2 protein-coding genes are annotated in these 1,528 nt (G+C 59.1%); one reads left to right on the forward strand and one right to left on the reverse strand.

Going from position 1 to position 1,528, the window contains the following annotated elements:
- Window positions 1-528, reverse strand: a 528-nt coding sequence (locus tag JK213_RS15760; RefSeq protein ID WP_249200763.1) for an AraC family ligand binding domain-containing protein, incomplete at its 3' end; no start/stop codon positions are given.
- Between the two features lie 194 nt (window positions 529-722).
- On the opposite strand from JK213_RS15760, the gene JK213_RS15765 reads away from it, so the two are divergent.
- Window positions 723-1,528, forward strand: an 806-nt coding sequence (locus JK213_RS15765) for an NAD(P)-dependent oxidoreductase (RefSeq protein ID WP_211571901.1), incomplete at its 3' end; no start/stop codon positions are given.

The raw sequence follows: 1,528 nt of genomic DNA on the forward strand, positions 1-1,528 counted from the left end.
CGTCTCAGCCCCGAAATGCCGGACGAAGGAACGCACTGACATGGAAGCCTCGATCGCCCAGTCCTGCTGCTCGCGCGCGTCGGCCGGATTTTCACTCAGCGCATCAGCCACACGACGCAAGCGGCCATCCGTTGGAAAAGGCAGGGAAATCGAAGCGCGGGGCAAAGACAAAAATTCATCCCAGAAACTCTCGGCCAGACGGGCGTGAATATCGCTCCAGGATTTATCCGAGATACAATGCGCTAGCCGTTCGGCTTGCGCGATCAGGAGAGGCGTACCCCGCACGAGAAACGGCTGGGCGGGCAACATCGTGGATCGGACCTGATCGATGAACAGGCTCCATCCGCGCACGGCACCATGCGAACGGGCCATATGGCGCAGATACGGGGGCAGCCACAAAGCCTGACCCGGACCGATCAGCCAGTACGCCTCGTCCGTTCGTACCCCCATGACCCCGTGCCCGATCCCGAAAATCTGACCCCGGGAATGGAAATGAAAATCCTTAACCCGCCGGGTTTCCTGCTGCATATGCCCTCCCAAGAGCCAGGGAAGACCTGCATCTGGACTGTCCAAACAGGACGGGATCAGGGAGGAAGTGGCGCGCATGAGTCGAAATGTGGCTTATGTGATGAAGCACGCCAAGCCCCGCCCTTTTAAAATCACGCATGAAGCGACACGGGCTCCCTGCGGATCTCGCGCAACCACAGCAAAGAGACACCATCATGCAAATCGGATTTATCGGGCTTGGCGCCATGGGCCATCCTATGGCAAGACGCCTTCTCGATGCGGGACATCATCTCGTCGTCTACAATCGAACAGCAGCCAAAGCAGACGATCTCGTGGCTATGGGAGCGGTCCTGGTGGAAACGCCCGCCGCCGTCGCCTGGGAAGTCGATATCGTCTTTTCCATGATGTTCGACGATGCGACCACCCAGGAAACAACGTTCGGCAAGGACGGAATTGCGGCCGGTTTGTCGTCAAAGGCCATTCACGTCTGCTGTAGCACGGTCTCCCTCGCCCAAGCGCGCCGTCTGCGCGACGGTCATGCGGAGCGTGGGCAGACTTATGTCAGCGCCAACGTTCTCGGGCGCCCGCCCGCGGCAGAAGCGGGGGAATTGTTTGTCATGGCGGCGGGAGCCCGTGACGCACTGGATTGCCTGGAACCGGTGCTCAAGTGCTTCGGACCCCATGTCTTCCGGATAGGCGATGATCCCATTCAGGCCAATCTCGCCAAACTGTCGCTGAATTTCATGATCTATTCGACCATCGAGCAAATGGCGGAGGTGTTCGCGCTTAACGAGAAGGCCGGGACCGACTCCCGCATGATCTTCGAGGTTATGACGAACAGCTTCTATAATGCCCCAGTCCATAAGAACTACGGCAAGCTGATGGTTGAGCGCGATTACGACTATCCGGGCGCGCCGGTGACGCTCGGGCTGAAGGACGTGAAGATGTTCATGGATGCTGGAGGCGACTATGGCGTTCCGCTGCCTTATGCCTCTGTTGTCCGCGATCGCCTGCTGAGTGC

Origin of the sequence: Gluconobacter sp. Dm-44 (genome assembly GCF_018256175.1) — a bacterium.
Taxonomy (GTDB): Bacteria; Pseudomonadota; Alphaproteobacteria; order Acetobacterales; family Acetobacteraceae; genus Gluconobacter; species Gluconobacter cadivus.